This window comes from Mesorhizobium sp. P2_A12 (assembly GCF_056405075.1).
Map to the genome: position 1 here is coordinate 1 of NZ_JBFUCU010000052.1, position 7,319 is coordinate 7,319.

Annotated in this window: 3 protein-coding genes; all 3 read right to left on the reverse strand. The window is 67.1% G+C overall.

Annotated features, from left to right (window positions below; all coding sequences use genetic code 11):
• Positions 1 to 3,686, reverse strand: a 3,686-nt coding sequence (locus AC1DZU_RS35050) for a DUF4347 domain-containing protein (protein WP_477291983.1), incomplete at its 3' end; no start/stop codon positions are given.
• Positions 3,687 to 3,801: 115 nt separating this feature from the next.
• On the reverse strand, positions 3,802 to 4,578 hold the full coding sequence (locus AC1DZU_RS35055) for a DUF4347 domain-containing protein (RefSeq protein ID WP_477291985.1): 777 nt from the start codon (positions 4,576 to 4,578) through the stop codon (positions 3,802 to 3,804).
• Between the two features lie 848 nt (positions 4,579 to 5,426).
• Positions 5,427 to 7,319: beta strand repeat-containing protein (locus tag AC1DZU_RS35060; protein ID WP_477291987.1), on the reverse strand; the 1,893-nt coding region annotated here is incomplete at its 5' end.

Below are 7,319 nucleotides of genomic sequence, written 5' to 3' on the forward strand. Positions count from 1 at the left end.
GTCGAGCCGGTATCGCCAGTCGCACCAGTCGAGCCAGTGGCACCCGTCGAGCCAGTCGAACCCGTTGCACCAGTGTCGCCAGTCGCACCTGTTGCGCCGGTCGAACCAGTGGAGCCGGTGGCTCCGGTCGAGCCCGTCGCTCCAGTCGAGCCAGTCGAACCCGTTGCACCAGTGTCGCCAGTCGCACCTGTCGAGCCAGTTGCTCCGGTCGAGCCGGTATCACCAGTTGCTCCGGTCGAGCCAGTTGCTCCGGTCGAGCCCGTCGCTCCAGTCGAGCCTGTCGCTCCGGTCGAACCAGTCGAGCCAGTCGCACCAGTCGAGCCGGTGGCTCCGGTTGCACCGGTCGAACCCGTGGAACCAGTGGAGCCCGTCGCTCCAGTATCGCCGGTTGCACCAGTCGAGCCAGTCGCTCCGGTATCGCCGGTTGCACCGGTCGAGCCAGTAGCTCCGGTATCGCCGGTCGCACCTGTGGCGCCGGTTGCTCCAGTCGAACCTGTGGCTCCAGTATCGCCAGTGGCGCCTGTCGAGCCGGTATCGCCGGTCGAACCAGTCGAGCCAGTGGCACCCGTCGAGCCTGTCGCTCCGGTCGAGCCAGTCGCACCAGTCGAGCCAGTCGCACCAGTCGAGCCGGTGGCTCCGGTTGCACCGGTCGAACCCGTTGCGCCGGTATCGCCGGTCGCGCCTGTGGCTCCGGTTGCCCCAGTCGAACCTGTGGCTCCCGTGTCGCCGGTCGAGCCAGTAGAACCCGTTGCGCCCGTATCGCCAGTTGCACCGGTCGAACCCGTAGCTCCGGTCGAGCCAGTGGCACCCGTCGAGCCTGTCGCTCCGGTCGAACCAGTCGAACCAGTCGAGCCGGTGGCTCCGGTATCGCCAGTTGCTCCAGTTGAGCCCGTGGCGCCCGTATCGCCGGTCGCACCCGTGGCTCCAGTTGCCCCAGTCGAACCGGTGGCACCGGTAGAGCCCGTGGCTCCGGTATCGCCAGTCGCGCCTGTAGAACCAGTGGCGCCCGTATCGCCGGTTGCACCTGTGGCGCCGGTTGCACCAGTAGAGCCAGTAGCTCCGGTATCGCCGGTTGCGCCAGTCGAACCTGTGGCGCCCGTATCGCCGGTCGCGCCAGTCGAACCCGTGGCGCCCGTATCGCCAGTGGCGCCTGTCGAACCCGTGGCGCCGGTATCGCCCGTCGCACCTGTGGCTCCGGTTGCTCCGGTTGCTCCGGTCGAACCCGTAGCTCCGGTATCGCCCGTGGCTCCAGTTGAACCCGTGGCGCCGGTATCGCCGGTCGCACCTGTGGCTCCAGTTGCGCCAGTCGAACCTGTGGCGCCCGTATCGCCGGTCGCGCCTGTGGAACCTGTGGCGCCGGTATCGCCGGTCGCACCTGTGGCGCCGGTYGCKCCAGTCGARCCCGTGGCGCCSGTATCACCGGTCGCGCCTGTGGCTCCGGTTGCACCRGTCGARCCTGTGGCGCCGGTATCACCGGTGGCTCCAGTCGAACCTGTGGCGCCCGTATCACCAGTCGCGCCAGTCGAACCCGTGGCGCCCGTATCGCCGGTCGCACCTGTGGCGCCGGTTGCGCCAGTCGAACCTGTGGCGCCCGTATCGCCGGTTGCTCCGGTTGAACCCGTGGCACCCGTATCGCCGGTCGCACCTGTGGCTCCAGTTGCGCCAGTCGAGCCGGTGGCGCCGGTATCGCCGGTCGCACCTGTGGCGCCGGTTGCTCCAGTAGAGCCAGTAGCTCCGGTATCGCCGGTCGCGCCAGTCGAACCCGTGGCGCCGGTATCGCCAGTGGCGCCGGTCGAACCCGTGGCGCCGGTATCGCCGGTCGCACCTGTGGCGCCGGTTGCTCCGGTAGAGCCCGTCGCTCCAGTATCGCCAGTGGCGCCTGTCGAACCCGTGGCACCGGTATCGCCGGTCGCACCTGTGGCGCCGGTTGCTCCGGTAGAGCCAGTAGCTCCGGTATCGCCGGTTGCGCCAGTCGAACCTGTGGCGCCCGTATCGCCGGTCGCGCCAGTCGAACCCGTGGCGCCGGTATCGCCGGTCGCACCTGTGGCGCCCGTGGCGCCAGTCGAACCTGTGGCGCCGGTATCGCCGGTCGCACCTGTGGCTCCAGTTGCGCCTGTCGAACCCGTGGCGCCGGTATCGCCGGTCGCACCTGTGGCGCCGGTTGCTCCGGTAGAGCCCGTAGCTCCGGTATCGCCCGTGGCTCCGGTTGAACCCGTGGCGCCGGTATCGCCGGTCGCGCCTGTGGCTCCGGTTGCTCCAGTCGAACCCGTGGCGCCGGTTGCTCCGGTAGAGCCCGTCGCTCCAGTATCGCCAGTGGCGCCTGTCGAACCCGTGGCACCCGTATCGCCGGTCGCACCTGTGGCGCCCGTGGCGCCAGTCGAACCTGTGGCGCCGGTATCGCCGGTCGCGCCTGTGGCTCCGGTTGCTCCGGTCGAACCCGTAGCTCCGGTATCGCCCGTGGCTCCGGTTGAACCCGTGGCGCCGGTCGAGCCTGTGGCGCCCGTCGTACCCGTGGCGCCAGTCGCACCTGTTGCGCCGGTCGCACCTGTCGCGCCGGTCGAACCTGTGGCGCCCGTTGAACCTGTGGCGCCGGTCGAGCCTGTGGCACCAGTCGAACCCGTGGCGCCAGTCGAACCTGTTGCGCCCGTAGAACCCGTGGCCCCGGTCGCGCCTGTGGCGCCCGTCGAACCTGTTGCACCCGTAGAGCCTGTGGCGCCAGTCGCACCCGTGGCACCTGTCGAGCCTGTGGCGCCCGTAGAACCTGTTGCGCCGGTCGAACCCGTGGCCCCGGTCGGGCCCGTCGCACCACTGTTGCTGGCGGAGCTGGCGGCCGTTAGCTGGAAGACACCATCACTGTTGGCCGTGTTCGCACCGCCGACCGTTCCCGTGCCCGTGCCCGAAGCAGGAACGGTGAATGTCCCTGCAGCTATTACACTATAGGTAGAATTGTTTGGATCACTACCAGTTGGAACGAGAGCTGTCAGGGTATATGTTGTCAGTACTCCAGTTGACGGTACGTTAACTAGTATCTGAACAGAATTAAATGGACTTACAGTTCTTGATGGTAGTGAAAAGTTGTAAACAATTACGCCGCTCGAATTGGTTATATAATATTGAACAGGAATCGTGGTATTACCACCATTGGTGTCGAGCGCCCCAGTAAGCGTCACTTCAACACTTAGTACACCCGCGTAATTTACCACCCCGGTTTCCGTCAGCGGCGGCGCCACTCGCGCGCCAGCCGATACGGCCAAGTCCCAACGTCCACCCAATGCCGTGGCGCCCACCAGCGCCGTCGCGGCCGACACGTCGGCGCCGGCCGCCTCGGAAAGCGCCTCGACAAACGCCTCGCCGGCCCTACCCTTGCGCGTCTCGCAGCTCCACAGCCGCAGGTCGCCGTCCTCGGCCAGGGCCCGGCCGATCGCGGCCAGGTCGCCGGCGTCGCGCGCCAGCGTTTCGCGCGACCACTCGCCGGCCGCGAAGGCGACGCGCCCAGGCGCGCCGTGGGCGATGATGTGCACTGCCGCAAGGCCTTGGCGGCCGGCCAGTGCCGCCGCCATCTGCGCGGCCGCCGGCCGCGCCGCGTCGAGGAGCACCGGCTGGACGCCGGCCCGCAGCCCGGCAAGGATGGCGGGTATGTCGGTGACGGCAGGATCGATGAACAGGACTTCGGGCTCGAACGTCATGGCATGCCCGCCTTGAGGGTGCGCGGGGGAAACCTGCCGTGTCGATGCGCAAAAGCCCGGCCGTGCGGTGACCGGGCTATGGAAGGGAGTTGATGTGAGGTCTTTCAGCATGGCCTCACCTCCTCGGCCCGACGGCGCCGGATGGAGACGCGGGCACATCCACGGTGAAACCAGCCGAGGTGAACTTGCCGCTTCCGTCGAAGACGCCGACGTCGAGGCTCGTCGCTCCGCCCGGCACCCTGACGGCGATCCGGAAGGGGTTGTTTGCCATGTTCGGCAGATTGAGGTTGCCAACGATCGTGCCGTGGTCCCTGTCGACCACGAAGTAGGTCGTCGAGCCGCCCGTCATGCCGGTTGGGATCAAGCCGGAGACCGTGATCTCGATCGCGGCAAGCACTGCTGCATAGCCCATGATACCCTCCTCCGTCAGCGGCGGTCGCGCCGCGGTGTCTCTTGTCAGTTTCCATCGTCCGCCGAGCGTCGGCGACCCAACCAGGTCGGTGGCGGCCGCAACCGGCGCCCCCGCCGCGCGCGCCAGCGCATCGACAAAATCGGTTCCGGCAGCGCCGGCGCCAGCGTTACAGCTCCACAGAAGCAGCTCGCCAGAGCCACCCAATGCCTGGCCGATCGTGGCGAGATCGGCCTCATCGTGCTGCAGCGTACGCGTCGACCATTCGCCGGCCGCGAAGCACACCCGCCCGGGCGCGCCGTGCGCGATCACGTGCACGGCGTCGAGGCCGTCATGAGCTTCGAGCGCCCGTGCCATCTGGCGCGCGGCCGGGGATTTGGCATCGAGCACGATCGCCTCGACCCGTGGCCTCAAATTGCCGAGGATCGTGCCTAGATCGGATACCGAGGGATCGACAAAAACGAGTTCGGTGGCGCTGGCCATGGCGAGATCCCGTTGGTTCCAATTGGGTTGAGAGCATCCGCCGGCGACACCCTGCACGACGGGGTCGGGCGCGCGGGCAGGCCGCGCAGTGCTGAGGCTTTCATGGAGGGCGGAACAGGGGCGGCCGAGCTGCCAGCCGCCGGCCGCGGCGGTCCGTCGCCGCTGTCGGGTCGCGGGGCTATCGACGCCGGAACTCGCTCCGCGCCGGGCCCAACTCGCACGCAATCTCACCCCACCCACGACACACTCCCGCCACTGGTCACGCCGACGGATCGGCGTCCAAACGCGAGGGAACTCTGGAACGGGAAACCTGTCCGCCTCTGCCGACGGGCAACGTGACGCGGCTTGAAGACACGCTCCAAGAACGCGCCTTCTTCATCGTCCGCGATGTGGCTTTACGACCCCCAGATCCTTCCCCAAACAACTTCGCAGGACTTCGGCAACCCGACCGTGCGACCTGCGAGCACACCCCGTGCTGTGCATTAGTAAATTCGAAAATTAGGGATTTGTAAACTATTAAGTGGGGAATTGGTGAACGGCCAAGAGCATGACGGCCGAATTTGGCCAATATCGAAGAGCCGAAGCCGCGCAAATTCTGTTTGAAAATCGCAGGCTTGGCGGCTTCATTTCCGTTTGCGCCGACTTACTAAAATAATCGCATCCCCGGCCAACCCGCTGCCCTCGCTGGAAGCCAGAGATGGCCGGCGGAGGACAAGTCAAGCACGATTTTCCCCAAGACGATGCCGCGCGATCCGACAAGAAGTGGAAACGCGCGAACTTCCAGCGAAGTCCGCGCGCCCCCTTTTTCAAACCTGGACCAGTCTCCGGACGTAGTCCATTAACATTCCTCACTCATGCGGCTTCAAGAGATCCTTCAGGGTCGTCTTGATGGAGTGATCGTCGCTGGCGTAGCCGGCGCCATGCTTTGTCTGATCCGAGCTGAGATCCGTGCTCGCCCCCGACGGCTTCTGGTTCTGGCCAAATCCGCTCATCGTCTTGAGGACATTGAGCAGGTCTGTCGACACCGATGTGGACGCCAGGCCGATCAAGTTGCGGAACGACGCATGGCTGCCGTGATCACTGTTGCCATGTGTCGAGCCCGACTGCAGGAATTTCGCAGTGTCCTTGAGGCCGAGCGAGTGTGACGTGACGTTGGCTTTGTGACCAGGGCCGTTTTCGCCATTGTTATGGTTCCCGGAACCACCAGGTGCATCCTGATCTCCATTGCCAAAGCCGTTATTGCCGTGGTCGTGGTCATGATCACCTGTTCCACCGCCCGAGCCTGTGTCTCCGGTCGCACCTGTCGCACCAGCCGCACCTGTTGCTCCGGTCGAGCCAGTCGCACCTGTCGAACCTGTGGCTCCGGTAGAGCCCGTTGCACCAGTGTCGCCAGTCGCTCCGGTCGAACCCGTCGCTCCGGTATCGCCGGTCGCACCCGTGGCTCCGGTCGAGCCAGTCGCTCCGGTATCGCCGGTCGCTCCAGTTGCTCCGGTCGAGCCAGTCGCTCCGGTGTCACCGGTGGCACCAGTCGAACCGGTCGCTCCGGTATCGCCGGTCGCACCCGTGGCTCCAGTTGCCCCAGTCGAGCCCGTCGCTCCGGTATCACCGGTGGCGCCGGTCGAACCCGTCGCACCGGTATCGCCAGTCGAACCCGTGGCTCCAGTTGCCCCAGTGTCGCCAGTGGCTCCGGTATCGCCGGTGGCGCCAGTCGCTCCGGTATCGCCGGTCGCACCCGTGGCTCCAGTTGCTCCAGTGTCGCCGGTGGCTCCGGTATCGCCGGTGGCGCCAGTCGCTCCGGTATCGCCGGTCGCACCCGTGGCTCCGGTATCGCCAGTCGCACCCGTGGCTCCAGTTGCTCCAGTGTCGCCGGTATCGCCTGTGGCGCCGGTCGCTCCGGTATCGCCTGTGGCTCCAGTTGCTCCGGTATCACCGGTCGCACCCGTGGCTCCAGTTGCTCCGGTGTCGCCGGTCGCTCCCGTATCACCAGTGGCGCCAGTCGAACCCGTCGCTCCGGTATCGCCGGTGGCTCCGGTATCGCCGGTCGCTCCAGTTGCTCCGGTGTCACCGGTGGCGCCAGTCGAACCCGTCGCTCCGGTATCGCCAGTCGAACCCGTTGCACCAGTGTCGCCAGTCGCACCTGTCGAGCCAGTTGCGCCGGTCGAGCCAGTTGCGCCGGTCGAACCGGTCGAGCCGGTGGCTCCGGTCGAGCCGGTGGCTCCGGTCGAGCCGGTGGCTCCGGTCGAGCCGGTATCACCAGTTGCACCTGTCGAGCCCGTTGCGCCGGTCGAGCCAGTCGCACCCGTCGAGCCCGTTGCTCCGGTCGAGCCGGTCGAGCCCGTCGCACCAGTCGAGCCGGTGGCCCCGGTCGAGCCGGTATCACCAGTCGCACCTGTCGAGCCAGTTGCGCCGGTCGAACCAGTCGAGCCGGTCGCACCAGTCGAGCCGGTCGAACCGGTTGCTCCAGTCGAGCCGGTCGAGCCAGTCGCGCCGGTCGAGCCGGTTGCGCCGGTCGAACCAGTCGAGCCAGTCGCACCAGTCGAGCCTGTCGCTCCAGTTGCTCCAGTCGAGCCAGTCGAGCCAGTCGCACCCGTCGAGCCGGTCGAACCGGTTGCTCCAGTCGAGCCGGTCGAGCCTGTCGCTCCCGTCGAACCGGTGGCGCCAGTCGAGCCGGTCGCACCAGTCGCACCAGTATCGCCAGTCGCACCTGTCGAGCCGGTTGCTCCAGTCGAGCCGGTCGAGCC

Bases quoted from the DNA above. Each gene is read 5' to 3' on its own strand.
- AC1DZU_RS35055 (WP_477291985.1), bottom strand. From the start codon at position 4,578: ATGGCCAGCGCCACCGAACTCGTTTTTGTCGATCCCTCGGTATCCGAT.